The sequence below is a fragment of the Rugosimonospora acidiphila genome (assembly GCF_039543385.1).
Taxonomy (GTDB): domain Bacteria; phylum Actinomycetota; class Actinomycetes; order Mycobacteriales; family Micromonosporaceae; genus Rugosimonospora; species Rugosimonospora acidiphila.
In genome coordinates this window covers 507,523-533,472 of record NZ_BAABJQ010000001.1, presented here as the reverse complement: position 1 = coordinate 533,472, position 25,950 = coordinate 507,523, and the positions used below count along the sequence as shown (strand labels likewise).

Genomic DNA, 25,950 nt, shown 5'->3' with positions numbered 1-25,950 from the left:
AGTCTATCACTGATGATCAACGGATCTATCCGTTGGACCGATTGACGGCCGGCGCCGAGAGTGAAGCGCGAACCCACGAACGCTAAGGAGTTCCGCGATGTCAGCGATCGTCGACGATCAGTACCGGCCGGTCCTGGTCCGCGCCGGCGAGGCCGAGCACCTCGAATCCATCGGACACACGCTGCTGGCCGACAGCAGCGCCACCCGGGGGGCGCTGAGCAGCCACCGGATCACCCTCGGCCGCGGTGCCGACGGCGCCGTGCCCCACCGGCACAACGCGTCCTGGGAGCTGTTCTTCATCCTCGACGGCCGGCTCGACGTCCTGCTAGGCGACGAGGTGGTCACCGCGAACGAGGGCGACCTGCTGGTCGCGCCGCCCGGCATGACCCACGCGTTCGGGGCGCACCGGGATTCGGCCGCCGACGCGCTGATCGTGCTCACTCCCGGCGTCGAACGGTTCGACTACTTCCGCCACGTGGTCCGCCTGCGCGCGGGCACCGAGCCGGCACAGACCCTGCTGGGACTGCAGGACCGCTTCGACACCCATTTCACCGGCGGCTCCGTGCCCAGCAGCTCCGTCTCCGGCCGTTCCGCGTGGCGGGACGCCCGCACGGCCGGCTGACGCCCGATCCGGAAAGGAGATCCGTCGTGACCACACCTACCGCCGACCCGACCGCCGACCCGACCACCGACCGACCGGACACGCACGACATGGTGATCGTGCATCGCGCGTTCCGGCGCGAATCTTTGCTGCTCGCCTCGCTCATCGGCGCGGTACCGGACGGCGACACCGTCCGCGCCGGCGTCCTCGCCACGCACCTGCGCTGGTACCGGCTCGGACTGCACAATCACCATCACGGCGAGGACGAGCTGATCTGGCCGCCCCTGCTCGCCCGCGCCGACCTGGAATCCGACGTCGTGGTACGGATGGAGGCGCAGCACGTACGGGTCGCCGAGAGCCTCGACCGGGTGATGCTCGCGCTGCCGGAGTGGCAGGGGTCGGCCGGCCGGAGCCCCCGGCAGCGCCTCGTGGCGGCGCTGGGCGAGCACCGGGAAGCGCTGATCGAGCACCTCGACGACGAGGAGACCCACCTGCTTCCGCTCGCCGAGCGGCACCTGACCAGGCGGGAGTGGGGCGCCATGGGCGATCACTTCCTGGCCGCCACGCCAAAGAGCCTGCTACTCAGCTTCCTCGGAGCGATCCTGGAGGAGGCCGACCCGGTGGAACGCGGCGACGTGCTCGGAGCGATGCCCACGCCGGCCCGGCTGCTGTGGCACACCGTCGGGCGGGCGCTCTACGCGCGCCGAATCAGGCGGGTACGCGGCCGGCGATAGCGAGCGGTCAGTCCCGGACGGTGGGCGTGGGCAGGCTCACGGGCGTGGGCAGGCTCACGGGCGGCGCCGGGTGCAGGGCGGCCGGGGCGCCGTCCGGTACGGCCGGGTGCGCGGGCGGCACCGGGTCCAGCCGGCGGTACCCCTGGCCCGGCGCGGGGCGCGGGTCGGCGTCGCCCCGGTTGGGCCACAGCGACATCGCCCGCTCGGCCTGGGCCGTGATGGTCAGCGACGGGTTGACGCCGAGGTTCGCGCAGACCGCCGCGCCGTCCACCACGTGCAGGCCGGGGTGGCCGAAGACCCGGTGGTACGGGTCGACGACCCCGGTGTCGGCGGACGAGCCGATGACCGCCCCGCCCAGGATGTGCGCGGTGACCGGCATGTTGAACACGTCCGGCCAGGAGCCCCCGGCCACCCCACCGATCTCGTCGGCGAGCAGCCGGACCGCCTCATTGCCGGCCGGGATCCAGCGGGGGTTGGGGGCACCGTGCCCCTGGACGCTGGTCAGCCGGCGCCGGCCGTACCAATTTCGTCCATAGTGGACGGTGAGGGAGTTGTCCAGCGACTGCATCACCAGCGCGATCACGGTGCGCTCGGACCACCTGCGCGGGGACATCATCCGCAGGTTGGTGCCGGGATGGCGCAGGAAGCTCGCCCACCAGCGCAGCGGACGCCAGGAGTCCCCGTCGACCAGTACGGTCTGCAACAGGCCCATGGCGCCGGAGCCCCGCCCGTACCGGACCGGCTCCACATGCGTGTGCTCGTCCGGGTGGAACGAGCTGGTGATCGCCACCCCGTCGGTGTAGTCGGTGCCGGTGGAGCGCGCCGAGGCGCCGAGGATGGACTCCGAATTGGTGCGGGTCAGCGCGCCGAGCCGAGCGGAGAGCCCGGGCAGCGCGCCGGTGACCTTCATCCGGTGCAGCAGCCGCTGGGTGCCCAACGCGCCGGCGGCGAAGACCACCTGCTCCGCGCTGATCGTCGATCGCTTCCGGCCGCCGGTGCGGCGCGTGGCGATCCGGTACCCGGCGCCGTCCGGGCGCACGTCGGTGACGGTGGTCAACGGATGGACCTCGACGCCCAGCCGCTCCGCCAGGTGGAGGTAGTTCTTCACCAGCGTGTTCTTGGCGTTGTGCCGGCAGCCGGTCATGCACGCGCCGCAGTGCACGCAGCCGTCGCGGGTCGGGCCGGCCCCGCCGAAGTACGGGTCCACTCCGGACTGTCCAAAGTAGACGCCGACCGGGGTCGGGTGGTAGGTGTCCCCGACGCCCATCCGCTCGGCGACCCGTCGCATCGCCTGATCGGCCGAGGTGTCCCGGGCGTAGGTGTTCACCCCGAGCATCCGCTCCGCCTGGTCGTACCAGGGTGCCAGCTCGTCGGACCAGTCGGTGATGGCGCTCCACTGTGGATCGGCGTAGAACGGCGCGAGCGGCCGGTACAGGGTGTTCGCGTAGACCAGCGAGCCGCCGCCGACCCCGGCACCGGAGAGCACCAGTACGTTGCGCAGCAGGCTCATCCGCTGGATGCCGAAGCAGCGCAGCGCGGGCGCCCAGAGGAACCGCTTGGCGTCCCAGGAGGTCTCCGGGAACTCGTCGTCGACGAAGCGCCGGCCCGCCTCCAGCACGGCGACCCGGTATCCCTTCTCGGCCAGGCGCAGCGCGGCCACGCTGCCGCCGAACCCGGACCCGATCACCACGACGTCGTAGTCGGCCATTGCGACCTCCTTGTTACCTGCCGGTAACGTAAGCCCCCGCGGGAGCCCAGTCAACGCCGGTTCCCGGGGCCGCCGCGCGTTCGGGAGAGCGCAGCCGCGCGCTCCCCCGACACCCGATGTCGGCCGGCGCCCGATGGGCCACCGGGAAGGTTCAGCGGTCGATGACCAGACCGACCTTCTGGAACTCCTTGAGGTCGCGGTAGCCACACTTGGCCATCGCGCGGCGCAGGCCGCCGAACAGGTTCAGGCCGCCGTCCGGGTCGTCCGAGGGACCGAACAGCAGGCGCTCCATCGAGGCCTGCGACGATCCGGACGGGCCGAACGCGCCGCGCGGCAGGCTCGGGTGGCTCGCCGCCGAGTGCCACCACGCGCCGCCCGCGGGCGCCTCGGTGCAGACCGACAGCGGCTCGCCCAGCATCACCGCGTCCGCGCCGCAGCCCAGCGCCTTCGCGATGTCGCCGGAGGTCTGCAGGTCACCGTCGGCGATCAGGTGCACGTACCGGCCGCCGGTCTCGTCCAGGTAGTCGCGCCGAGCCGCGGCCGCGTCCGCGATGGCGGTCGCCATCGGCACCCGGATGCCCAGCACGGTGTCGGTCGTCGACCACTCGTCCGCGCCGATGCCCACGATGACCCCGGCCGCGCCGGTGCGCATCAGGTGCAGCGCGGTCTGGTAGTTGGTGCAGCCGCCGACGATGACCGGCAGGTCCAGGTCGGCGATGAACTCCTTGAGGTTCAGCGGCTCGTCCACCACTGACACGTGCTCGGCCGAGACCAGGGTGCCCTGGATCACCAGGATGTCCACGCCCGCGTCCAGAATCACCGGCGCCAGCGCCAGGGTGTGCTGCGGGGAGACCCGGACGGCGACGGTGACGCCCGCCTCCCGGATCGCGCGTACCCGGTCGGCGATCAGCTCCGGGCGGATCGGCTCGGCGTACACCTCCTGCAGGCGCCGGGTCGCCGGGGCCTCCTCGTCGAGCGTGGACAGCTCCTTGAGGATCTTGGCGGGGTCCTCGTACCGGGTCCACAGCCCCTCGACGTTGAGCACGCCCAGGCCGCCCAGTTTGCCGAGGGCGGCCGCGCTCGCCGGGCTCATGGTGGCGTCCGACGGGTGCGCCACGCACGGGATCTTGAACTGGTACGCGTCGAGCTGCCACGCGGTGGACACGTCGTCCACGTCGCGGGTGCGGCGGGTGGGCACGACGGCGATGTCATCCAGGTGGTACCCGCGCTGGGCGGTCTTGCCCAGCCCGATCTCAACAACGTCACGCACGGGACAGCTCCGGGGGTCGGGGGGTGTTCAGCGGGAGTGGTAGTTCGGCGCTTCGACGGTCATCTGGATGTCGTGCGGGTGGCTCTCCTTGAGCCCCGCCGGGGTGATCCGGATCAGACGCCCGCGCTCGTGCATCGAAGAGATGCTGGCCGCGCCGGTGTAGAACATCGCCTGGCGCAGGCCGCCGACGAGTTGGTGAGCCACCGCGGAGAGCGGGCCACGATAGGGCACCTGGCCCTCGATGCCCTCCGGGATCAGCTTGTCGTCGGAGAGCACGTCGTCCTGGAAGTACCGGTCCTTCGAGTACGACTTCGCCCCGCCCCGGGCCTGCATGGCGCCCAGCGAGCCCATCCCGCGGTAGGACTTGTACTGCTTGCCGTTGATAAAGATCAGCTCGCCCGGGCTCTCCTCGCAGCCGGCCAGCAGGCTGCCCAGCATCACGGTGTCGGCACCGGCCACGATCGCCTTGGCGATGTCGCCCGAGTACTGCATGCCGCCGTCGCCGATCACGGGTACGCCCAGCGGCCGGCAGGCGCGGGCCGCGTCCATGATCGCGGTGATCTGGGGAACACCTACCCCGGCGACGACCCGGGTGGTGCAGATGGAGCCGGGTCCGACGCCGACCTTGACCGCGTCCGCGCCCGCCTCGGCGATGGCCTTCGCGCCCTCGTAGGTGGCGGTGTTGCCACCGACGATTTCGACCTTGGTCTCCCGCTTCAGGCGGGCGATCATCTCCAGCAGCGCCCGGCTGTGGCCGTGCGCGACGTCGACAACCACCACGTCCACCCCGGCGTCGATGAGCACACCGGCCCGCTTGTAGGCATCCTCGCCCACGCCGATGGCGGCGGCCACCCGCAGCCGGCCGGCCTCGTCCTTGGTGGCGTCCGGGAACTGCTCACTCTTCGCGAAGTCCTTGACGGTGATCAGACCGCGCAGCCGGCCCGACTCGTCTACCAGCGGAAGCTTCTCGATCTTGTGCTGGCGCAGCAGCCCCAGCGCGTCCGCCTTGCTCACCCCGACCGGGGCGGTGACCAGCGGCATCTTGGTCATGACGTCGCGCACCAGCGCGGACTTGTCGGCGACGAAGCGCATGTCGCGGTTGGTCACGATGCCGACGAGGGCCCCGTCCGGCCCGGTGACCGGCACCCCGGAGATCCGGAACCGGCCACACAGCGCGTCGACGTCGCGGACCGTGTCGTCGGGCGAGCAGGTGACCGGATTCGTGATCATGCCCGCCTCGGAGCGCTTGACCAGGTCGACCTGCTGAGCCTGGTCCTCCACCGACAGGTTGCGGTGCAGCACGCCGATCCCGCCGTTACGGGCCATGGCGATCGCCATCCGGGCCTCGGTCACGGTGTCCATCGCGCTGGACACCAGGGGAACGGCCAGCTCAACGCCCCGGGTCAACCGGGTGCGCGTGGTCGCGTCGCCCGGCCGGACGTCGGACTCAACCGGAAGCAGGAGCACGTCATCGAACGTCAGTCCCAGTGGAATGGCGTTCGCGGCGAGATCATCGGCGGGTTGAAGATTCACTTTGTAGTCCCCTCGGCTGCGTCTTGACATCGTACCCACCAGCACGTCGGCGCCGGCCACGACGGCGGGCCGCCCCAGCGGGGTTGCGGGCCGGCGCCCCGCCGCGTTCGGGGATAACGTGGAGGCGTGCACGACGAGCCGATCGATCCCTTCGCCGGCGACCCCGCCGACCCCACGAACGAGCTGGCCGATCTGGACGACGGCGAGCCCGAGGAGAGTGGGGACGCGCTGACCGCGACCGAGCGGGAGGACGTCCTGGAGGATCTCGCCGATCTGGAGATCTATCAGGCGTTGTTGACCCCGGTCGGTGTGCGCGGTCTGGTGATCGAATGCGAGGACTGTCACGAGCCGCACTACTTCGACTGGGACCTGCTGCGCGGAAACCTCCGCCACCTGCTGGACTCGGGCCGACCACGGGTGCACGAGCCGGCCTATGACCCGGATCCCGATCACTACGTGACCTGGGAATACGCCCGGGGCTACGCCGACGGCGTGCACGACACCCTGAGCGAGGGCGACGAGTAGCCGGCACCGCCCCAGGGACGACCACCCGACCGGCACCGAGGGCGGGCCACCGCTCGCGGCGGGATTCCGCACTGGTCAGGAGACCAGACCGGTGCGGAATCCCGCCGCCACGGCGTGTGCCCGGTCCCGGGCGTTGAGCTTGCGGAACAGCCGCCGGGCATGGGTCTTGACCGTGTCCTCGGACACAAACAGGTCCCGCCCAATCTCGGCGTTGCTCTTCCCGTCCGCCATCCCGCGCAGCACCTGCAACTCCCGCTCGGTGAGGGCGGGTCGACGGGGGCGGGCGCTCTCCTCCTCGCGCTGGCTCGGGACCAGCGCCTCCCTGGCCTCCCGGGCGGCCGCCGACTCGGCACCCGCCGGCGGGGCGACCACCGGCGCCGTCTCCGGCCAGCCACCGTCCTCGCCGCCGCCCCCGGAGCCGCCGCTGCCGGGCGCCGCCGGGGTGCCGGTACCGGAGTCGCTGCGGGCGCGGCCGGGCAGGCACAGCAGCAGCAGGGTCTTGGTGACCGCGGTAACCAGGTCCTGGTCGCCGCTGCGAATCACCCCGCGCGCCCCGGCCGCCACCGCCGCGGCCGCCACCTGGCTGTCCTCAGGCCCGAACAGCACCAGCGTGGCGCCGGGCGCGTAGCCCAGCGCGCGGCGCACGAAGCCGACCGGATCGGGTCGGGTCAGCGCGGTATCGACAAGGATCGTGTCGGCGGGCCGCTCGGCGAGCCGAGCCATCACCTCGACCGCGGTCACCGCGGTCCGCAGGGCCGAAGCCACTCCGACGCGGTCGGCGTAGACCGCAATCGCCTGGGCCGCCACGGACGACCGCACACACACCAGGACCGTACCCACTCTGGTCCTCCTCTCCTTTGAAGGGGACCACGAAAGTGTCTGCTCGTTACGGCATTTCAGCGAAGTGCCCCAACCTAGCTTGATATCGCCCGGTTCGCCGGATGCTTAGGACTCGGACACGCCGGGTACCACGCGATCGGCGTTCTTTCAACTGGAACGGCAATACGTACAGGAGGAAGCAGCGATGGCGGACGTACGCAGGCTCCCCGGGCCTATTGCCGACATCTGGGAGTGGCAGGCACAAGGGGTGTGCCGCGGCCGGGACAGCACGCAGTTCTTCCATCCGGACGGGGAGCGCGGTTCCTCGCGCAGCCGGCGTGAACGCACCGCCAAGGCGCTGTGCCAGGGCTGCCCGGTACGGGCCGAGTGCGCCGCCCACGCGCTGGGCACCCACGAGCCGTACGGGGTCTGGGGCGGCTTCACCGAAGCGGAGCGGCTCCGGCTGCTGGCCGTGGGCTGGGAGGACACCGCCGACCGGTACCGGCACCGGGTCGACGTGTCCCGGCTGGAGGCCCGCCTGGAGCCGGTACGGATCGGCTGAGGCGGGATCGTCTGAGATGGGATCGGCTGGGGCGGGATCGGCCGAGGCGCCCGCCAGCGCCGCCGGTACGCGCCGCCTGTAGCCGAGGAGTAGGGGTCAGTTCACAGACACGTTGATGGTGTGCCAGCCGGTGGCGCCGTCCGGATCGGGCGGCGCCTCGTCGGCCGTCTGGGTGGCGCCGGCGTTGTCGGTCGCCCGCACCTGGAGCTGGTGGTCTCCGGACGTGGCGGGCCAGGTCCAGGACCACAGCCGCCAGGTGTCCACGGACGGTACGGCGGCCAGCGTGGCCTGCTGCCAGGGGCCCTGGTCGACCCGCACCTCCACCTTGGAGATCCCCCGGTGCTGGGCCCACGCGACCCCGGCCACGGTGACCTGCCCGCGCCGGGGCGACGAGCCGTCCCGGGGCGTGTCGATGCGCGACTCGGTCTTGATCGGCGCCTGCTGCGACCAGCCTCGCGGCACCCAGTAGGCGGAGAAGTCGGAGAAGCTGGTCAGCTCGAGTTCGGCCAGCCATTTGGTGGCCGAGACGTAGCCGTACAGGCCGGGTACCACCATCCGAACGGGGAACCCGTGCTCGATGGGCAGCGGCTTTCCGTTCATGCCGAAGGCGAGCATGGCGTCCCGGCCGTCCATCAGCACCTCGGTGGGCGAGCCGGTGGTGAACCCGTCCACCGCGCGGCCCACCACCTGGTCGGCGCCGTCCATCGGGCCGGCCTCCTCGAGCAGGTCCTTCAGCCGCACGCCGAGGAACCGGGAGGTGCTGATGAGGTTGCCGCCCACCTCGTTGGACACGCAGGACAGCGTGATGTACCGCTCGATGGTCGGCCGGGCCAGCAGCTGGTTGAAGGTGAGCGTCATCGGGTTGCGCACCCGGCCGTGGATGCGCAGCGTCCAGGTGGCCGGGTCGACCTGGGGCACCGACAGCGAGGTGTCGATGCGGTAGAAGTCGTTGTTCGGCGTGACGAAGCCGGTGCTGCCCGGCACGTTGAGGCTGGCTCCGGCAGGTACCGGCGGGGCCGGGCTGGCCGGGGTGGGCAAGGTGAGCGCGGACCGGGCGGCGGACACGTTCTGCCGGTCGGTGATGTGCCGGCCGACCAGGCCGACCACGGCCGCGCCGGCCAGCACGCCGCCGGACTCCATGAGGAACCGGCGCCGATCGCCGCCGTCGGAGGCGGCCTCGTGGCGTCGCAGCAGGAGCACCATGGCGGCGCCGCCGGCCACCGCGCCCAGCAGCGACGGGAACAGGGAGCCCGGGCCGGCGTTGGGTCGGGTGGCCGCCGCCACGATGCCGATGATCCCGAACACCCCGATGCCGCCCAGGCCGAGCCGCTGATCCCGGGTCGCCAGCGCGCCGATGAGGGCGGCGAACGCGGCCAGCAGGATGGTGGTGCCGATCAGCAGCGCGGTCTTGTCGTGCGTACCGAACGTCGAGACGGCGAAGTTCTTGACCGACTTGGGTACCGAGTCGACCACCACGTCGCCGACGACCACGAGCGGCGCGGACTGCGGTCCACTGAAGATCGCTACGAGCTCCGCCACGCCCAGGGCGACGGCCGCCGCGGCGAGCCCCGCGACTGCCCCGAACCGGCGGGGTATCCGTGCGTTGTTCACCTGTGAATCTTCCGCGCGACCGGCCCCAACCGGTAGATCGGTAAGGGTTCGATAAGAAACTTCGAAGGGACGGTACGCGGCGCGTACCGTCCCTTCGAGGCGTTCCTCCGGTTGCGTCCCGATTGTGCGGTGATCCGCGTCTCAGGACGCCGGTTCAGAAACCGGGGCCGTGCGAGTGGCCGTGACCGTGGCCGTCCCCGGCCGGGGCGGCCTCCGGCTCCTTGGGCTTGTCCACGACCAGGCTCTCGGTGGTCAGCAGCAGCCCGGCGATGGACGCGGCGTTGGCCAGCGCGTTCCGGGTCACCTTGACCGGGTCGAGGATGCCCGCCTTGGCCAGGTTGACGTACTCGCCGGAGGCGGCGTTGAGGCCTTCGCCCCAGGCGCTGGCGCGCACCTTGTCCACCACGACGTACCCGTCGTGTCCGGCGTTCTGGGCGATCCACCGCAGCGGCTCGACCAGCGCCTTGGCCACGATCGTGGCGCCGGTGCGCTCGTCACCGGTCAGCGACAGACCGTCGAGCGCCGAGGAGACCTGCACCAGCGCGGCGCCGCCACCGGGCACGATGCCCTCCTCGACGGCAGCCTTGGTCGCCGAGATGGCGTCCTCGATGCGGTGCTTCTTCTCCTTCAGCTCGACCTCGGTGGCGGCACCCACCTTGATCACCGCTACCCCGCCGGACAGCTTCGCGAGCCGCTCGTTGAGCTTCTCCGTGTCCCAGTCGGAGTCGGAGGCCTCGATCTCCTTGCGGATCTGGGAGACCCGCTCGGCGACGTCCTCGTCCTTGGCCGCGCCGTCGACGATCGTGGTGGTCTCGTTGGTGACCACGATCCGGCGGGCCTGGCCCAGCTGCTCCAGCCCGGCGGTCTCCAGCTTGTACCCGAGATCGGGCGAGATCACCTCGCCGCCGGTCAGGATCGCGATGTCCTGCAGCATCGCCTTGCGCCGGTCGCCGAAGGCCGGGGCCTTCACCGCGATCACCCGCAGCGTCTTGCGGATGGCGTTGACCACGAGGGTGGCGAGGGCCTGGCCCTCCACGTCCTCGGCGATGATCAGCAGCGGCTTGCTGGCCTGCAGGACCTTCTCCAGCAGCGGCAGCATCTCCTCCACCGCGCTGATCTTCTGGCTGGTGACCAGGATGTAGGCGTCCTCGAGCACCGCCTCGCCGGCCTCGGCGTCGGTCACGAAGTGCGGCGACACGTAGCCCTTGTCGAACTGCATGCCCTCGGTGACCTCGAGCTCGGTGGTCATGGTCGAACCGTCCTCGACGGTGATCACGCCCTGCCGGCCGACCTTCTCCATCGCCTCGGCGATCAGGTTACCGATCGTCGCGTCCTGCGCCGAGATCGTCGCGACGTGCGCGATCTCCTCGTGGCCGGACACCTCGGTGGCCTTGTCCAGCAGCGCGTCGTTGACCACCTTGACGGCGGTGTCGATGCCCCGCTTGAGACCGCTCGGGTTGGCCCCGGCGGTCACGTTGCGCAGGCCCTCCCGGACCATCGCCTGGGCGAGCACGGTCGCCGTGGTGGTCCCGTCGCCGGCGACGTCGTTGGTCTTGGTCGCCACCTCCTTGACCAGCTGGGCGCCAAGGTTCTCGTACGGGTTGGTGAGCTCGATCTCCTTGGCGATCGTCACACCGTCATTGGTAATTACGGGGGCGCCGAACTTCTTGTCCAGAACGACGTTGCGGCCCCTCGGACCAAGGGTGACCTTGACCGTGTCAGCCAGCGCGTTCACGCCGTGCTCGAGCAGGTGTCGGGCGTCGTCCGAGAAGCTCAGGATCTTCGCCATATCTATCCCTTCACAAGGAAGTGCCGTCCTGACGCCCGGTGGTCCGGGCGTCAGGACGGCACATTCGTGGACCGGCCGCCAGACCCGCCATTTCGTGGCGGGCCGGACGCGCCGGTCGCAAAAGCCGCGCCGTCAGGCCCTCAGGCCACCGCCCGGCTCGCCGGGCGCCGGGACGGCACTTGTGATCATCTCGGCTGGGACCGCCGACGAACGACGATCTTGACCGTTAACGCTCGGGTCGGCGGCCGGCGCAACGTGCACCCCGGCGACGACCCGCCCAGCTCACTTCTCGATAACAGCGAGGACGTCGCGAGCGGAGAGCACCAGGTACTCCTCGCCGGCGTACTTGACCTCGGTGCCGCCGTACTTCGAGTAGAGCACCGTGTCGCCGACCTGAACGTCGATCGGAATCCGGTTGCCCTTGTCGTCGAAGCGGCCCGGGCCCACAGCGAGGACAGTGCCCTCCTGCGGCTTCTCCTTGGCGGTGTCGGGGATTACCAAGCCCGACGCCGTGGTCGTCTCAGCCTCGTTCGCCTGGACCACGATGCGGTCCTCGAGCGGCTTGATCGCAACCTTGGTCGCGGTAGTCACGGGCATACCCTCCTGGGGTACTTGATCTTCGTCTGCCACATGCCACCCGTGGTCCAGCACTGGGCTGGGCCAGCAAGACGGCGTTTTCCAGCGGCTCCGTCGTCGCGGGTGCCGGTTCCGCCGGGCTTGCACCGGCCGGCCAACGGCCAGCCGATTGGCACCCTCAGCGTGAGAGTGCTAATCGCAGGTTATGCCGGGATCTAGCACTCCGTCAAGGAGAGTGCCAACTCTCGCGCCCGGTACCGCGCACGATCTCCCGGAGCAGGCCGGAGCACGCCGCGTGACCACCTCCGGCCGACCGTCACGGGGCTGGCGCGTCGGCCGGTAACGCGCCCGCCGGCGGTTGGCACGAACACCCGGGGCGGGCATCCCCCGCGCCCGCGGCGAACCACGTAGCGCCCCCGCGGCGACCGCGTGGCGCCTCCGCGTGGCGCCTTCGCGGCGCGCCTCCGCGTCGCGCCTCCGCGTCGCGCCTCCGCGACGACCGCGTGGCGCTGGGCCGCGAGCGGCTCTCGCGCGGCGAAGGTGCGAGCCGCTTGCTCGTGGCAAGGCCCGGTGTCCGGTCGCAGGCCGCGAAGGAACCGCCGGGTCGGCAGCCCCGTCCGGCAGCCCCGTCCGGCAGCCCGGTCCGGACTCAAACCGGGCGGCCGCGAGAGCGGCGCGGTGGGCATGCGACGCCGCGTGGCCTGGCCAACGCACAAAGTTATTCACGTTGTCGAATTGTCACTGACAACAACAAACCCAACCCCCGCTTGCCCCCGGCAGGGGCGCGGCGCCCAGTCCGCCGGCCGCGCAGAACGCCGCCCAGCTTGGTCCCGGTCCGGAAACCCAAGCCAGATCGCCTGGTCAACGCGGCAAGTCCACTCACGACGCCGAATTGTCATCCACGGCAACAAATTTGGCCCGGTTTGCCCTGGCGGGACCCGGCATCCGGTCGCAGACCGCGTCGAACGCCGCTCGGCTCGGGCGTAACCGGGCGGACGGGAGAGCGGGGCGGTGGCCGTGGCGACGCGGGAAGCCTGGTCAAAGCGGCAAGGTCACTCACGTTGCCGAATTGTTACTGCCGACAACAAACTTAACCCCGCCGTCATCTTGTGCGGGGCGCGTCGAGAGGAATACGTTGCCGGGCACAACAATCGGTTCGAGGGCCGGCCGGAGGGGGCGACACCAGCCAAGAAGCCGGAATTCGGGCCGAAGTGCATCGATACGTGCAAACGAATGACCCCTCCCCGCCGCCCCGTGCGGCGCATACCCCGAAAGGACCCATGCAATGCGCAAGGGGATCCTCGCCCTCGCCGCCGCCGGGCTGGTGGTTGCTGGCAGCTTGTCCGCCTGTGGCAAGTCCGACGACTCCGGTTCGGGCTCGGCGAAGAAGGGCCCGTACGTCGGTGTCATCCTGCCCGACACCAAGTCCTCGGCCCGTTGGGAAGCCGACGACCGGCCGCTGCTGAAGAAGGCGTTCGACGACGCCCACGTCAAGTCGAACATCCAGAACGCGCAGGGTGACCCGAACGCGTTCCAGACCATCGCCGACCAGATGATCACGAGTGGGGTCAACGTTCTGGTCATCACCGACCTGGACGCGGGCAGCGGCACCGCCGTCATCAAGAAGGCCCAGGCGGCCGGCATCCCGGTCATCGACTACGACCGACTCACCATCGGCGGCGGCGCGCAGTACTACGTCTCGTTCGACAACGTTCAGGTCGGCAAGCTGCAGGGCCAGGGCCTGCAGAAGTGCCTGGCCGACAAGCAGGCGCCGAAGGGCACCATCGTCGCCGAGCTGAACGGCTCGCCGGACGACAACAACGCGACCCTGTTCGCCCAGGGCTACAACTCGGTCCTCGACCCGCTGTACGCGGACGGCACCTACGCCAAGGGCCCGAACACCTCCGTACCGGCCTGGGACAACACCACCGCGGGCACCGACTTCGAGCAGATGCTGACGAGCACCCCGAAGATGGGCGGCGTCCTGGTGGCCAACGACGGCATGGCCAACTCGGTCATCGCCGTGCTGAAGAAGGACCACCTGCAGATGCCGGTCACCGGCCAGGACGCGACCGTGCAGGGCCTGCAGCACATCCTCGACGGCGACCAGTGCATGACCGTCTACAAGGCCGTCCAGCTCGAAGCCAAGGACGCCTCGGAACTGGCCATCGCGCTGGCCAAGGGCGAGAAGCCCTCGGTGACTCAGACCGTGCACGACCCGAAGCTCAACAAGGACGTCCCGTCCAAGCTGGAGACGCCGGTGGCGATCTACAAGGACAACGTCAAGGACGTGGTGGCCGACGGCTTCGTGACCAAGGACCAGCTGTGCACCGGCGACTACGCCGCCAAGTGCGCCGCGGCCGGCATCAGCTAAAAGGCCAGGCCCAGTCCCTCGCGACCGGCATGCGTCCCGGCGCCGCGCCTCCGCGCGGCGCCGGGACTCCGCTGGTCACCGCCCCGGTCTGCGAACGACGACCACCTTCTGACAGGAGCAGTTTCCCGTGACCGCCACTCCCACTCTGGAGCTGCGCGGGATCGACAAGAGTTTCGGTCCCGTACAGGTGCTCCGGCACGTCGACTTCACCGCCAACGCGGGTGAGGTCACCGCTCTCGTCGGCGACAACGGCGCGGGCAAATCCACCCTCGTCAAATGCGCCGGCGGCATCTACCCGATCGACTCCGGCGAGTACTACTTCGACGGCAAGCCGGTCACCGTGCACAGCCCCCGTGACGCCTCCGCGCTGGGCGTCGAGATCGTGTACCAGGACCTCGCGCTGTGCGAGAACCTCGACATCGTGCAGAACATGTTCCTCGGCCGCGAGCGCACCAGGGGCATCGTGCTGGACGAGCCCACCATGGAGAAGCTGGCCGGCCAGACCCTGGACCGGCTGTCGGTCCGCACGGTGAAGTCGGTCCGGCAGCAGGTGTCCAGCCTGTCGGGTGGCCAGCGTCAGACCGTGGCGATCGCCAAGGCCGTGCTGTGGAACAGCAAGGTGGTCATCCTCGACGAGCCCACCGCCGCGCTGGGCGTCGCGCAGACCGCGCAGGTACTCGAACTGGTCCGCCAGCTCGCGGACAACGGCCTCGCGGTCGTCCTCATCTCACACAACATGAATGACGTCTTCGCGGTGGCCGACCAGATCGCCTGCCTGTACCTCGGGCGGATGGCGGCACAGGTCAAGGCCAGCGACGTGACCTACTCCCAGGTGGTCGAGCTCATCACCGCGGGCCGCAGCGGCGACCTGGGGCTACCTCCGGCTACGGCCGCCGCGGCGGGCAACGGCAACGGCAACGGAAACGGCAACGGTTCGCACGACGGCGGCGGAGTCGACCTCGGCGACACGAACGGAGCACAGCAATGACCGCCCTCCAGACCCCTCCCGGCCGCACGGAGGTACCCGGCTCGGCCAGCCGTACCCTCGGCGAGCACGCCCGCGACTACTTCGGTCGCATCCGCGGCGGCGACATGGGTTCGCTGCCCGCCCTCCTCGGCCTCATCGTGCTGTGCATCGTCTTCGGCATCATGCGCCCGGTGTTCTTCTCCGAGGTCAACTTCGCCAACCTCTTCACCCAGGGCGCCCAGGTCACACTCATCGCGATGGGTCTGGTCTTCGTGCTGCTGCTCGGTGAGATCGACCTGTCCGCCGGCTTCGCCAGCGGCGTGTGCGGCGCCATCATGGCCATCCTGCTCACCAATGAACACTGGGCCTGGTACCTGGCCATCCCCGCGGCGATCGTGATCGGCGTGGCGATCGGTTTCCTGCTCGGCATCCTGGTGGCGAAGCTCGGCGTCCCGTCGTTCGTGGTGACGTTGGCCGCGTTCCTGGCCTTCCAGGGTCTCGTGCTGTTGCTGCTGAGCGGCGGTAAGAACATCTCCATCACCGACCCGTTCACGGTCGGGATCGAACGGGACAACCTGCCGCCGTGGCTCGGCTGGACGTTGCTGGTCGTCGGCATCCTCGGGTACGCCGCGGTGCAGCTGAACCGGGTACGCACCCGGACCAAGCGCGGGCTGGGCGCCGATCCGCTGGCGCTGATCTCGATCAAGGTCGGTGCGCTGGCCGTGATCGGTGCCGTCGCTGTCTACTTCCTCAACCAGGAGCGGGCCATCAACCCGGCGTTCCACTCGCTCAAGGGCGTACCGAACGTCGTACCGCTCATCGTGGTCCTGCTGCTGGTGTGGACCTTCCTGCTCGGCCGCACCACCTTCGGCCGGCACATCTACGCCGTCGGCGGCAGCAAAGAGGCCGCTCGCCGGGCCGGCATCAACGTGGATCGCATCCGCATCTCGGCCTTCGTCATCTGCTCGGGCATGGCGGCCTTCGGCGGCATCGTGGCTGTAAGCCGTGCCAACTCGGTCGACCCCAACACCGGCGGCAGCAACATCCTGCTGTACGCAGTGGGGGCGGCGGTAATCGGCGGCACGAGCCTCTTCGGTGGCAAGGGCCGGGTGATCGACGCCGTGCTCGGCGGCGCCGTGGTGGCCGTGATCGATAATGGCATGGGGCTCATGGGCTACAACGCGGGTACAAAGTGGATCGTCACCGGCGTCGTGCTACTGCTCGCCGCGGGTGTCGACGCACTGTCGCGGCGCCGCGCCGCGGCGAGCGGTCTACGCTGAGCGCCGCTCAAGTCGAACATTCGGAGACGAACCCACCATGCGCGCTGGCCCAAGCCAGGAAGAAATCCGCCGGCAGAACCTCGGTGCTCTGCTGCGCCTGGTCCACGTGCATGGTGCGGTCTCCCGAGCCGAACTCACCACCGCCCTGGGGCTCAACCGCTCCACCATCGGAGCGCTGACCGCCGATCTGGCCGCGGCCGGTCTGGTCCGCGAGGAGTTGCCCAAGGAGACCGGCCGGGCCGGCCGGCCGTCCCTGGTGGTCCGCGCGGAATCCGAGCGCGTATTCGTGTACGCGCTGCTGATCGGCGTGGACCGGCTGGTGGCGGCCCGGGTCGGCCTCGGCGGCGAGGTGCTCGACCGGCGCGAGCGCCAGCGCGGCCGGGGCGAGTTCGTCGCCGCCGACGTGGTCGGCCGGCTGGCCGAGTTCGTCAACGAGATGCACCAGGACGTGCCCGAGAAGTCCACGTGTGTCGGGATCGGGGTTGCCGTGGCGGGTATTGTCCGGCGGGAGGACGGCCTGGTCCGGCTGGGGCCGATGATCGGCTGGGTGAACGAGCCCCTCGGGGCGGCCCTACGCGAGGTCCTGCCGATGGACGCACCCACCTACGTGGGCAACGACGCCGACCTGGGCGCGCTGGCCGAGCACACCCGGGGCGCGGGTAGTGATTCGGAAAACATCATCTACCTGAGCGGGGACGTCGGCATCGGCGGCGGCATCATCACCGGTGGTCGGCCGATGGCCGGGCACGGCGGGTACGGCGGCGAGGTCGGCCACATGGTGGTCAACCCGGACGGGAAGCCGTGCATCTGCGGGGCGCGCGGCTGCTGGATGACCGAGGTCGGCGAGCACGCCCTGCTGGCCGCGGCGGCCCGCGAGGGAGTCGGCCGGGAGGGCATCCTGGCCGTCGTCGACGCGGCCGACCGGGGCGACGCGCTGGCCCAGGCGGCGGTCCGCGAGGTGGGCGACTGGCTCGGCTTCGGCGTGGCGAACCTGGTCAACATCTTCAACCCGGAGACCGTGATCTTCGGCGGTACGCTGCGCGACCTGTACCTGGCCGGCGCGGCCCAGGTACGGAGCCGGCTCAACCGCAACGGGCTGCCCGCCTGCCGGGAGCACGTCCGGCTGCGTACCCCCGAACTCGGCGACGACGCCCCGCTCATCGGCGCCGCCGAACTGGCCTTCCAGCGGCTGCTGGCCGACCCCCTCGACGTCGGCACCGGCACCGGGGAACCGGCAGAATCGGCGGTGTGACCCCGGAACTGCTGGCCCGACTGGGTACCCCGGACGGAGCGACCGCGCTGGCGGCCGCGGCCGACCTGGCCGACGCGCCACCGCTGACCGCCGCCTCCGCGCTGCGCGCCCGCGGCCTGGACCCCGATCTGGCCGCGGCCGCCCTCACCCAGGCCGTGCTGCGCCGGCAGGCCCGGACGAAGTTCGGGGCGGACGCCAACGTGATGTTCTTCACTCGGCCCGGACTGGAGCAGGCCACCCGGTCGGTGGTCTCGCGGCGCCGGGCGGGCCGGCTGGCCGAGGGCGGCGTGACCCGGCTCGCCGATCTCGGCTGCGGCGTCGGCGCCGACGCCCTGGCGGCGGCCCGGGCGGGGATCCGGGTACACGCCGTGGACGCCGATCCGCTGACGGCCGCCGTCGCCTCGGCCAACGTACGCGCGCTGGGGCTGGCCGGCCTGGTCACGGTGTCCTGCGCCGACGCCGGGACGGTGGACCTGTCCGAAGTGGATGGGGTGTTCTGCGATCCCGCGCGCCGGCGGGGTGGCTCACGGGTGTTCGATCCCCGCGCGTTCTCCCCCTCCTGGGACTTCGTGGCCGCGGTGCCGCACCGGGTACCGCGCACCGTGCTCAAGCTGGCCCCCGGCATCGACCACGGGCTGATACCGGCCGGCGCCGAGGCGGAGTGGGTATCGGTGGACGGCGACCTGGTGGAGGCGGCGTTCTGGTGCGGCCCGCTGGCGGGGGCGCCGCGCCGGGCGACGCTGCTGCGATCCGATCCGCCGTCCGCCTCCCGGCCCGATCCGCCGTCCGCCTCCCGGCGGTGGTCAGACTCGCCGGCGATCACCGGCTCCGGGGACGCGACCGCGCCGGTCGGGCCGGTCCGGCGCTACCTCTACGATCCCGATCCAGCGGTGGTCCGATCACATCTGGTGGCCGAGTTCGCATCCATTGTGGACGGTACGCTGGCCGACCCCCGGATCGCTTACGTCTACGCGGATTCGGCCACACCCACCGGGTTCGCACGGTGCTTCGAGGTCACCGAGGCCATGCCGCTGTCGGTGAAGCGGCTCAGGTCGGTGCTGCGCGAGCGCGGCGTCGGCCGGCTCACCGTCAAAAAGCGTGGCTCCGCGCTGGAGCCGGACGAGCTTCGCCGCAGCCTGCGCCTCGCCGGTCCCGAGGAGGCCACCATCGTGCTCACCCGGGTGGACGACGCGCCCACGGTGCTGTTCGCCACCCCGGTGCCGGCCGCCTAGCCCCCGATCCTGGCCTACCCTTGGCACCGTGGCGGGACAGGGAACACCGGCGACGGCACTGCTGACCAGGCAGAAAATCGACTTCACCATCCACTCGTACGAGGCGGCCCAGCAGCCGCAGTCATACGGTGAGGCCGCGGCGGCCGCCCTGGGCGTCGATCCCGGCCGGGTGTTCAAGACCCTGGTGGCCACTGTGGACGGCCGCCTCACGGTGGGCGTGGTACCGGTCTCCGGCAGCCTCGACCTCAAGGCACTCGCGGCGGCGAGCGGCGGCAAGCGGGCCGCCATGGCCGAGCCGGCGGCGGCCGAGCGGGCCACCGGGTACGTGACGGGCGGCATCTCCCCGTTCGGTCAGCGGTCGAGGCTGCCCGTGGTGGTGGACGAGTCGGCGCTGCGCTGGCCGACGGTGTACGTCTCCGCCGGCCGGCGCGGCCTGCAGCTGGAGTTGGCACCGGAGGATCTGGTCCGGGTCACCGGGGCCACGGTCGGCCCGATCGCCGCCTGATCGCCGCCTGGTCCCGGACCCGATCGGCTGGCCGCCCCTCATGGCTGTCCGCGCCTGCCCGGACGCGCCTGCCCGGACGCGCCTCGCCGGATGCGTCTTGGTCAGCTCTGCCAGGACCGCCACAGCGCCGCGTACGCACCGTCCTCGGCGACCAGGTCGTGGTGGCTGCCCAGCTCCGTGATGCGGCCGTCCTCGACCACCGCCACCCGGTCCGCGTCGTGCGCCGAGAACAGCCGGTGCGCGACCGCCACGACGGTGCGGCCGTGGAGCACCGCGGCGAGGCTACGCTCCAGATGCCGGGCCGCCCGCGGATCGAGCAACGACGTCGCCTCGTCCAGCACGAGGGTGTGCGGATCGGCCAGGACCAGCCGGGCCAACGCCACCTGTTGCGCCTGCGCCGGAGACAGCTGGTGATTGCCGGTGCCCAGTTCGGTGTCCAGGCCCAATTCCGCCGGCCAGTCCACCGCCGACAACGCCCGGCGGATCTGTTCATCGGTCGCGTCCGGCCGGGCCAGCGCGACGTTGTCCCGGAGGGTACCCAGAAAGACATGATGTTCCTGGGTCACCAGCGCGACCTGGCCGCGAAGCGCATCCAGCGGCAGCTCGACCAGCGGCGCGCCGCCGGCGGTCACCGCACCGCTGTCCGGCGCGTTGATGCCTGCCAGCAGGCGTGCGAGCGTCGACTTGCCCGCGCCGCTCGGCCCGACGACCGCGACCCGCTCGCCCCGGACAAGCGTCAGATCCACGCCCCGCAGCACCTCGCGGCCATCCACATAGGAGTACCGCACCTCGCGCGCCTCGATCTCCCCGCCGTCGGGCTCGACGCCGCTGGCCCGCCGATCGTCCGGCACCTCGGCGACGCCCAGCAGGCGGGCGAGCGAGGCGCCACCGACCTGCAACTCGTCCAGCCAGGACAGCAGCCGATCCAGTGGGTCGATGAGCTGCTGAACATAGAGCGTCGCCGCGGTCACCTGGCCCAGCGTCACCCAGCCCTCGATCGTGAACCAACCGCCGATCAGCACCGTGGCGACGACGGGAATGATGTACGCCAGTTCGGTCAACGGATACCAGACGGTACGCAGCCCCAGCGTGTACCGCTCCGCGCGGTACGAGTTGGCGATGTCCTCGTCGGTCCGCCGCACCCGCCGCTCGGCCAGGCGCAGCGCCTCGACGGTACGGGCCCCGTCCACGGTCTCGGCCAGGCCGTCGGTGATGTCGGAGAAGGCGGCGTTCTCGCGCAGGTACCCGGCCGGAGCACGGCGCAGGTACCAGCGGGCACCGACGGTCAGGATCGGCACCGCGATCAGGCAGGGCAACGCCAGAATCGGGCCGACCAGCACCAGCGCGCCGATCGTGAAAAAAACCGTGACAATGGCGGTCAGGGTCTCCGGCACCGCGAACCGGACACTATGCGACAGCGCGTCCACGTCCCGGCTGGTACGGGTCAGCAGGTCACCGCTGCCGGCACGCTCCACCGTGGACACCGGCACCGCCAGTACCCGCCGGACGAAGTCCTCCCGCAACTCCGCCAGTACCCGCTCGCCCAGCCGCGCCGACGCATACGCGGCGAACCGCACGAGCACGGACTGCGCGACCACGAACACCGCTATCGCCAGCGCGATCTCGTCCACGCTGACCCTGGTGGTGCCCTCCTTGATCCGTTCGACCAGGTCGCCGAGCAGCCTCGGGGTGGCGAGTCCGGCGACCGCCGCGAGCGCGTGCAGCGACAGGGTGGTGATCAGCGGCCCAGGGTGGCGGCGCAGCAGACCACGCGCGTACCGCCGAACCTGCGCGGCGTCGGCGACTGGCAGGATCTGCTTCATGGCCCGGCCCCTTCCTCGGTCGCCCCGATCGCCGCCGCCGCCGTCACCACCACCGTCACCACCACCGCCGCCGCCGTCACCACCACCGCCGCCGCCGTCACCACCACCGTCACCGTCCACGGTCCGCTCATGCGGCCTCCCCGCGCGTGACCGTCGCCGCGTACCGTGGCTCGTCCGCGAGCAACTCGCGGTGGGTGCCCTCGGCGATCACCTTGCCGTCCTCCAGGTAGACCACGTGGTCTGCCCGGTCGAGGACCAGCGGGCTGGTCGACACCACCAGCGTCGTCCGGCCCCGCCGCGCCGCACCGATCCGGGCGGCGATGCGCGCCTCGGTATGCGCGTCGATGGCGCTGGTCGGCTCGACCAGAATCAGAATCGGCGGATCGGCCAGCAGCGCCCGAGCCAGCCGGAGCCGCTGCTGCTGCCCACCCGAGAACTCCCGGCCACGCTCGGCCACCTCGGCGTCCAGCCGCTGCGGCAGGGCGTCCACGATGTCGGTTCCGCTGGCGACATCGAGTGCCCAGAGGATGCGCTCATCGGAATGCGTACCGTGCGGATCGAGTTCCGAGCGCAGTCGACCGGAGAACAGGCGCGCGTCGTTGTCGGCGACCAGAATCGTGGACCGGACCTCGGCCATCGGAAGCATGCTGAGCGGCACGCCGGCCAGGGTGACCGCGCCGTCCCGGTACCGCCCGAGCCGATCGGCGAGTTCCACGGCATCCTCCGGCGTGGCGGCGGCGATGGCGGTCAGCCGCCCGGGCCGCACGACCAGGCCGGACTCCGGATCGGCCAACTCGCCGTTCCCGACCCGCGCCGGCGGCGCCGACCCGTCGAGCGAAACCACCGGGTCGGACAGCTCCGGCGCCAGCGCGAGCAGCCGGCACACGCGACGCGCGGAGACGTGGGCACGGGTGAACTTGTCGACGGCCTCGGTGAGCGTGCGCAGCGGGGAGGTCAGGAAGGCCGCGTAGCCGTAGAAGGCAACCAGTTGGCCCGGCGTGACCTGACCGGCCAGCGCGAACCGGGCACCCAGCCAGGTCACCAACGCCACAAAGACTCCGGGCAGCAGCACCTGCGCGGCCTCCAGGTACGACTCGACCCGGGCCACGCGCACGCCGGCGACGCGCAGCGACTGGGACTGCTCCGCGTACCGCCCCGCGAAGGTCGCCTCGCCGCCGATGCCGCGAAGTACCCGAAGACCGGTGACGATGTCGGCGGCACGGGTGGCAAGACTGGCCTGCTGATCGCGGTACGTCTGCTGGTGCTTGTGCAGGGGCCGGATGAGCAGACCCACCACGGCCATGAGTATGGGTACGCCGAGCACCACGACCAGGCCGAGAGGCACGGACGCGACGAGCAGGATCACGGTCACCGCGACGATCGCGACGACGGAACCGGCCGCCCGAGCGGTGATGTCCATGGCGTTGCCGAGGTGATTGATGTCGGAGGTGCCGATGCTGATCACTTCGCCGGTGGCGAGCCGGGTGGGCAGGCTGGAGCCGAGCCGGTTCGATTGCCGCACGGTCACCTGGATCGTCTGGTACGCGGCCGCCAGCCAGTTGAAGACCGCCATCCGGTGCCTCAGCACTCCGGCCACGGCCTGGACTATGCCGAGAGCGAGCAGAATGCCGGACCAGGTGCCCAGGTTGTGAAGGCTCCCGGTGGCGATGCCGGTATCGATGGCACGCCCGATCGTGGCTGGCATCAGCGCCTGAGCCACCATCCACACGACGCCGTACGCCATCCCGAGGGCGACGGCGGACACCTGCTGTCGGGCGAGCCAGTAGAGGTACCGGCTCGCCGAGCGATGATCGGGTACGCCCGGATCCGCCACGGGTAAGGAACGCATAGCGCGGGCGAGATTACCGTCCGAATCTGTTGACCGCTACCGATTTCTGGCGGGCTTGATCAGGGTGTACGGCGACGAGCCGCCCGCCAGCCGAGGAAGCCGAGCAGCACCACGAGCACGGCGCCGACCGGAATCACGATCGCCAGGAGTGAAGTCTTCGTGCCCTGTTGCTGCGCCCGGGGGGAGCCGCTGCCGGGTTTTTGATCGCTGGCAGAAGGGGCCGGGCTGGCGCTGGCGGACAAGGGGGGCACGTTGACGGTGAGGGCAGCAACGATGTTGATGACTCCGTACCCGTACTCGTCGTCACGACCGGGCGGCCCCTTGTCGGTGGCGGTGGCGGTGAGCCGATGGATCACTTCGGCCGCAGACAGGTTCGGGTACTTCGCCCGTACGAGAGCTACCGCACCAGCAGTAATCGAGGTCGCATCGCTGGTACCCGTACCCGCGCTGTACCCGCCGCCCGGTGCCGGGTGAACGATGTCGACCCCCGGCGCTGACAACACAACGGCAGATCCTGTTACGGAATCGGCAGCATGGTTCCCGTTCTGATCAACTGATCCGACCGAGAGAACGCCAGGCAGATCCGCCGGCGCGTCTACGACCAACGAGCCCTGGCTGCGGTTCCCCACGGCCGCGACAACGACGATGTTCGCATCTTCCGCCGCTCGTACTGCCGTTGCTAGATCCGGCGTCCCTCCGCCGCCGCCTTCAGCGAGGCAAATAACTTGCACACGACGTTCGATTGCGTACTTAATGCTGGCAGTCATAGCAGCGTCATTCGTTCGCCCACCATCCCCAGCATCGGCAATCGGAAGAATCTTTGCCGCTGACGCGATGCCTAGCGCGCCAGCATCAAGTCCGTGGCCGTGAGCAGCGATGTTTCCCGCCATACCGGTGCCGTGCCCGTTCGGATCATGCCAAGCATCGCCCGAACGCCCTGTACCAACGTACGTGACGGCCCCCGGTAACACGTTGCCGACTAGATCAGGATGTGACGCACTTACCCCGGTATCGATTAAAGCGACGGTAATGCCCTCACCCTTGCTAACGCGATTCGCGTCCAACACATGAAGGGACGAAAGAAACCATTGTTGGTCTCGCACGGAGTCCGCCCTAGCCGGCGCGGCGAACATCAGGGTCGCAGTCAAAGCGAGGAACAGCCCCGAAACTCCTGCTACGCCCCGCCGCAACATCAGCGGTCAATTCCGAGAACACCGGGCCCTGGATCGAAATGAGTCGGCTCGGGTAACGGACGAAGAACCGGCAACACTCCCTCTGCTACATACCAAGGATCTTGATCATCGTATTCTCGCCGACGCTTCAACGACTCTCGCCGATCAGCAATATTTCCAGGCTTCATCATGCCAACTTCGGCACCATTGGTTCCGATCGTCCCGCCTACCGCATTAACGGACTCATCAAGCCCGGCAGTCGCCTGACGTGCTTCTACCGAACGCTCCCCACCGATGACTCCACCCGCACGCAGCCCGAGTGAACGCGTTTCCACATGATTTTCGAGTGAGAAATTCTTCAGCGCGGACGGGCCTACGCGAGGCAGGTCGATGGACTCGGGAACCGGAACAGCAATAACACCGGCGTTCACTTGTTCCGTAACCCTGGCACCGGCTCCAGCTGACGCCACTCGGTCTTCGGCCGTACGATCCGCCAAGGCTGATGTGTACGAACTGGGTGACCGGCTAAGGGTGATGCCTTCGCCCCGAGCGCGCGCCATCGTCTGCGCGGACATTTCGGTAGACGCTTCAATTCTGCGTGCGTAGGTAGGAGCTCTGTTGTTCGTCGTAGAGGCTACCCCGCCGCCCCCCATAGAAGCTTCCTTGTAATTCGCCGTAGACACGAATTCCTCTTGCTGGACAGTTGGAGCGCCCGCGATTGGTACGTCTCCTCCGCGCGCGGACTGTGGGGGTTGGTAGTCGTCTACTGTTGCGAAGTGGCGCCATGAGTCCATCGCGGCGCTGCCCAGCGACTCCATGATCTGCGTAGCTTGCTGATGCAGCTGTTGTTGCCGCAAGACCACCGTCGCACCGGCTCTCGGCTGTGCCGCTCCCACCTGGCGCAGCGCCTGCGACTGCTCGTACACCTTTTGCATCTTCGGCTGGGCGTCGTCCACCGCGTTTGCCAGCGTGACGAGGGCCTGCCGGTTCGCGACCGACGCGTCCGCCAACTGCTGCGCCGAGCCGATCAACTCGTCCAGCCGGCCCAGGTACGCCGCGGCCGCGTCGCTTCCCTCCGGCGACCACTTGCTGGCCAGCCCGTCGCGGTACCAGCGCAGACGCCCCGCCAGCGCCTGTGCCGCCTCGTACGTGTTCTGCCACGCGCCCGCCTGCCGGAACGCGTCGACCGTGGACACGTTCTGGAGCAGCGACCACATGCCGGGCACGTCGAACTGGGACCACTGTGTCAATCCCGCCGATCCAGCGGCCATCAGACCGGTCTCCGCAGGCCGTCAGCAGGCGGGGGAACCGGGGACGCTCCGGACAGCTGTCCGCCCACATCGGTGACCTTCGCCTCCGCGAACGCGTCGGAGCCGGCGTACCGGGTCGCGATCTCACCTGCCGTGTCGGCGAGTGCGACCAGCGCCACCGAGTACGCGTTGAGCAACTGCACCGCCTGGTCGAGGCTCAGCTGATGCGCCGAGCGCGCCAGCCCCAACTCGGCGAAGGCCGGATCGGCCAGGACCGTCGCCTGACCCGATTGGAATACGTCGATCGCCGAGGAGGCCACCGGCGCGTAGCGTTGGCTCTGCTCGTCGTGCAGCGCCCGCGCGAAGTCGGTCAGGCCGGTCAGGTCGACTTCCACCGGCCCGTATGCGGTCGTCCTGTCGTCCTCAAGCCGCGCCACCGCTGTCCTCCCCAGGTTGGCGACCCGCGCCTCAAGCCGCACCGGTGAGCGATCGAGCGGCTACGGGGAGGTTACCGCCAC

General features: G+C 70.3%; 23 protein-coding genes. 10 read left to right on the top strand and 13 right to left on the bottom strand.

The features are described from left to right. Window positions 1–97 precede the first annotated feature (97 nt). The gene (locus ABEA87_RS02655; RefSeq protein WP_345625627.1) at window positions 98–622 is read left to right on the top strand and encodes a cupin domain-containing protein; all 525 of its coding nucleotides are present in this window, start codon (window positions 98–100) and stop codon (window positions 620–622) included. 26 nt (window positions 623–648) lie between these two features. Beyond that, complete coding sequence (locus ABEA87_RS02650; RefSeq protein WP_345625625.1) at window positions 649–1,335, top strand: hemerythrin domain-containing protein; 687 nt, start codon at window positions 649–651, stop codon at window positions 1,333–1,335. Between the two features lie 7 nt (window positions 1,336–1,342). On the opposite strand, the gene ABEA87_RS02645 is transcribed toward ABEA87_RS02650, so the two are convergent. From ABEA87_RS02645 to guaB, 3 genes are all read right to left on the bottom strand, one after another. Next, entirely contained in the window at window positions 1,343–3,043 is a 1,701-nt protein-coding gene (locus ABEA87_RS02645) for a GMC family oxidoreductase (RefSeq protein WP_345625623.1), read from the bottom strand. A gap of 151 nt (window positions 3,044–3,194) precedes the next feature. After that, window positions 3,195–4,313 (bottom strand): GuaB3 family IMP dehydrogenase-related protein, encoded by a 1,119-nt coding sequence (locus ABEA87_RS02640; RefSeq protein WP_345625621.1) that lies wholly within the window; start codon window positions 4,311–4,313, stop codon window positions 3,195–3,197. A gap of 27 nt (window positions 4,314–4,340) precedes the next feature. Then, on the bottom strand, window positions 4,341–5,846 hold the full coding sequence (gene guaB, locus ABEA87_RS02635) for an IMP dehydrogenase (RefSeq protein WP_345625620.1): 1,506 nt from the start codon (window positions 5,844–5,846) through the stop codon (window positions 4,341–4,343). A gap of 126 nt (window positions 5,847–5,972) precedes the next feature. Between guaB and ABEA87_RS02630 the strand changes: the two genes are divergently transcribed. Further along, window positions 5,973–6,371, top strand: a complete 399-nt coding sequence (locus ABEA87_RS02630) for a DUF5319 domain-containing protein (protein ID WP_345625618.1) — start codon at window positions 5,973–5,975, stop codon at window positions 6,369–6,371. Window positions 6,372–6,446: 75 nt separating this feature from the next. On the opposite strand, the gene ABEA87_RS02625 is transcribed toward ABEA87_RS02630, so the two are convergent. Further along, a complete protein-coding gene (locus tag ABEA87_RS02625; protein WP_345625616.1) occupies window positions 6,447–7,211 on the bottom strand; it encodes a helix-turn-helix domain-containing protein in 765 nt (254 codons plus the stop codon). A gap of 184 nt (window positions 7,212–7,395) precedes the next feature. Here ABEA87_RS02625 and ABEA87_RS02620 point away from each other — a divergent pair, with 184 nt between their 5' ends. Continuing rightward, the gene (locus tag ABEA87_RS02620) at window positions 7,396–7,752 is read left to right on the top strand and encodes a WhiB family transcriptional regulator (protein WP_345625614.1); all 357 of its coding nucleotides are present in this window, start codon (window positions 7,396–7,398) and stop codon (window positions 7,750–7,752) included. A gap of 96 nt (window positions 7,753–7,848) precedes the next feature. Here ABEA87_RS02620 and ABEA87_RS02615 read toward each other — a convergent pair whose 3' ends face one another. The 3 genes from ABEA87_RS02615 to groES all read right to left on the bottom strand — a co-directional run bounded on the left by ABEA87_RS02615 (window position 7,849) and on the right by groES (window position 11,749). Continuing rightward, window positions 7,849–9,363 carry a sulfite oxidase gene (locus ABEA87_RS02615; protein WP_345625612.1) on the bottom strand — a complete coding sequence of 505 codons (1,515 nt, stop codon included), beginning with the start codon at window positions 9,361–9,363 and terminating at the stop codon, window positions 7,849–7,851. Window positions 9,364–9,517: 154 nt separating this feature from the next. Next, complete coding sequence (gene groL, locus ABEA87_RS02610; protein WP_345625610.1) at window positions 9,518–11,152, bottom strand: chaperonin GroEL; 1,635 nt, start codon at window positions 11,150–11,152, stop codon at window positions 9,518–9,520. 282 nt (window positions 11,153–11,434) lie between these two features. Further along, window positions 11,435–11,749 (bottom strand): co-chaperone GroES, encoded by a 315-nt coding sequence (groES, locus tag ABEA87_RS02605; RefSeq protein WP_203915895.1) that lies wholly within the window; start codon window positions 11,747–11,749, stop codon window positions 11,435–11,437. A gap of 1,264 nt (window positions 11,750–13,013) precedes the next feature. On the opposite strand from groES, the gene ABEA87_RS02600 reads away from it, so the two are divergent. The 6 genes from ABEA87_RS02600 (at window position 13,014) to ybaK (ending at window position 19,338) form a co-directional block, all read left to right on the top strand. Then, complete coding sequence (locus tag ABEA87_RS02600) at window positions 13,014–14,102, top strand: sugar ABC transporter substrate-binding protein (RefSeq protein WP_345625608.1); 1,089 nt, start codon at window positions 13,014–13,016, stop codon at window positions 14,100–14,102. 127 nt (window positions 14,103–14,229) lie between these two features. After that, complete coding sequence (locus ABEA87_RS02595) at window positions 14,230–15,090, top strand: ATP-binding cassette domain-containing protein (RefSeq protein ID WP_345625606.1); 861 nt, start codon at window positions 14,230–14,232, stop codon at window positions 15,088–15,090. Beyond that, window positions 15,087–16,349, top strand: coding sequence for a sugar ABC transporter permease (locus tag ABEA87_RS02590; RefSeq protein WP_345625604.1), 1,263 nt, complete (start codon window positions 15,087–15,089; stop codon window positions 16,347–16,349). Before ABEA87_RS02595 ends, ABEA87_RS02590 begins: the two co-directional genes overlap by 4 nt. 37 nt (window positions 16,350–16,386) lie before the next feature. Continuing rightward, a complete protein-coding gene (locus ABEA87_RS02585; RefSeq protein ID WP_345625602.1) occupies window positions 16,387–17,601 on the top strand; it encodes an ROK family transcriptional regulator in 1,215 nt (404 codons plus the stop codon). After that, a complete protein-coding gene (locus ABEA87_RS02580) occupies window positions 17,598–18,833 on the top strand; it encodes a THUMP-like domain-containing protein (protein ID WP_345625600.1) in 1,236 nt (411 codons plus the stop codon). Before ABEA87_RS02585 ends, ABEA87_RS02580 begins: the two co-directional genes overlap by 4 nt. Window positions 18,834–18,861: 28 nt before the next feature. Beyond that, on the top strand, window positions 18,862–19,338 hold the full coding sequence (ybaK, locus tag ABEA87_RS02575) for a Cys-tRNA(Pro) deacylase (protein ID WP_345625598.1): 477 nt from the start codon (window positions 18,862–18,864) through the stop codon (window positions 19,336–19,338). A 101-nt stretch (window positions 19,339–19,439) separates the two neighbouring features. On the opposite strand, the gene ABEA87_RS02570 is transcribed toward ybaK, so the two are convergent. The 6 genes from ABEA87_RS02570 to ABEA87_RS02545 are packed head-to-tail and all read right to left on the bottom strand — an operon-like array spanning window position 19,440 to window position 25,869. After that, complete coding sequence (locus ABEA87_RS02570) at window positions 19,440–21,161, bottom strand: ABC transporter ATP-binding protein (protein ID WP_345625597.1); 1,722 nt, start codon at window positions 21,159–21,161, stop codon at window positions 19,440–19,442. Further along, window positions 21,158–21,292 carry a hypothetical protein gene (locus ABEA87_RS02565; protein ID WP_345625595.1) on the bottom strand — a complete coding sequence of 45 codons (135 nt, stop codon included), beginning with the start codon at window positions 21,290–21,292 and terminating at the stop codon, window positions 21,158–21,160. The genes ABEA87_RS02570 and ABEA87_RS02565 overlap by 4 nt, the downstream gene beginning before the upstream one ends. Then, entirely contained in the window at window positions 21,289–23,010 is a 1,722-nt protein-coding gene (locus ABEA87_RS02560; protein WP_345625594.1) for an ABC transporter ATP-binding protein, read from the bottom strand. Before ABEA87_RS02560 ends, ABEA87_RS02565 begins: the two co-directional genes overlap by 4 nt. Window positions 23,011–23,069: 59 nt before the next feature. Next, window positions 23,070–24,143: a S8 family serine peptidase gene (locus ABEA87_RS02555; RefSeq protein ID WP_345625781.1), complete on the bottom strand. Its 1,074-nt coding sequence runs from the start codon at window positions 24,141–24,143 to the stop codon at window positions 23,070–23,072. A gap of 59 nt (window positions 24,144–24,202) precedes the next feature. Further along, the gene (locus tag ABEA87_RS02550; protein ID WP_345625592.1) at window positions 24,203–25,453 is read right to left on the bottom strand and encodes a hypothetical protein; all 1,251 of its coding nucleotides are present in this window, start codon (window positions 25,451–25,453) and stop codon (window positions 24,203–24,205) included. Further along, window positions 25,453–25,869 (bottom strand): hypothetical protein, encoded by a 417-nt coding sequence (locus tag ABEA87_RS02545; RefSeq protein ID WP_345625591.1) that lies wholly within the window; start codon window positions 25,867–25,869, stop codon window positions 25,453–25,455. The genes ABEA87_RS02550 and ABEA87_RS02545 overlap by 1 nt, the downstream gene beginning before the upstream one ends. Window positions 25,870–25,950: the final 81 nt, after the last annotated feature.

Coding starts and splice junctions, on each gene's coding strand:
- ABEA87_RS02655 (WP_345625627.1), top strand. CDS start 98: ATGTCAGCGATCGTCGACGATCAGTACCGGCCGGTCCTGGTCCGCGCC.
- ABEA87_RS02645 (WP_345625623.1), bottom strand. CDS start 3,043: ATGGCCGACTACGACGTCGTGGTGATCGGGTCCGGGTTCGGCGGCAGC.
- ABEA87_RS02620 (WP_345625614.1), top strand. CDS start 7,396: ATGGCGGACGTACGCAGGCTCCCCGGGCCTATTGCCGACATCTGGGAG.
- groL (WP_345625610.1), bottom strand. CDS start 11,152: ATGGCGAAGATCCTGAGCTTCTCGGACGACGCCCGACACCTGCTCGAG.
- groES (WP_203915895.1), bottom strand. CDS start 11,749: ATGCCCGTGACTACCGCGACCAAGGTTGCGATCAAGCCGCTCGAGGAC.
- ABEA87_RS02600 (WP_345625608.1), top strand. CDS start 13,014: ATGCGCAAGGGGATCCTCGCCCTCGCCGCCGCCGGGCTGGTGGTTGCT.
- ABEA87_RS02590 (WP_345625604.1), top strand. CDS start 15,087: ATGACCGCCCTCCAGACCCCTCCCGGCCGCACGGAGGTACCCGGCTCG.
- ABEA87_RS02585 (WP_345625602.1), top strand. CDS start 16,387: ATGCGCGCTGGCCCAAGCCAGGAAGAAATCCGCCGGCAGAACCTCGGT.
- ABEA87_RS02570 (WP_345625597.1), bottom strand. CDS start 21,161: ATGAAGCAGATCCTGCCAGTCGCCGACGCCGCGCAGGTTCGGCGGTAC.
- ABEA87_RS02565 (WP_345625595.1), bottom strand. CDS start 21,292: ATGAGCGGACCGTGGACGGTGACGGTGGTGGTGACGGCGGCGGCGGTG.
- ABEA87_RS02560 (WP_345625594.1), bottom strand. CDS start 23,010: ATGCGTTCCTTACCCGTGGCGGATCCGGGCGTACCCGATCATCGCTCG.
- ABEA87_RS02555 (WP_345625781.1), bottom strand. CDS start 24,143: ATGTTCGCCGCGCCGGCTAGGGCGGACTCCGTGCGAGACCAACAATGG.
- ABEA87_RS02550 (WP_345625592.1), bottom strand. CDS start 25,453: ATGGCCGCTGGATCGGCGGGATTGACACAGTGGTCCCAGTTCGACGTG.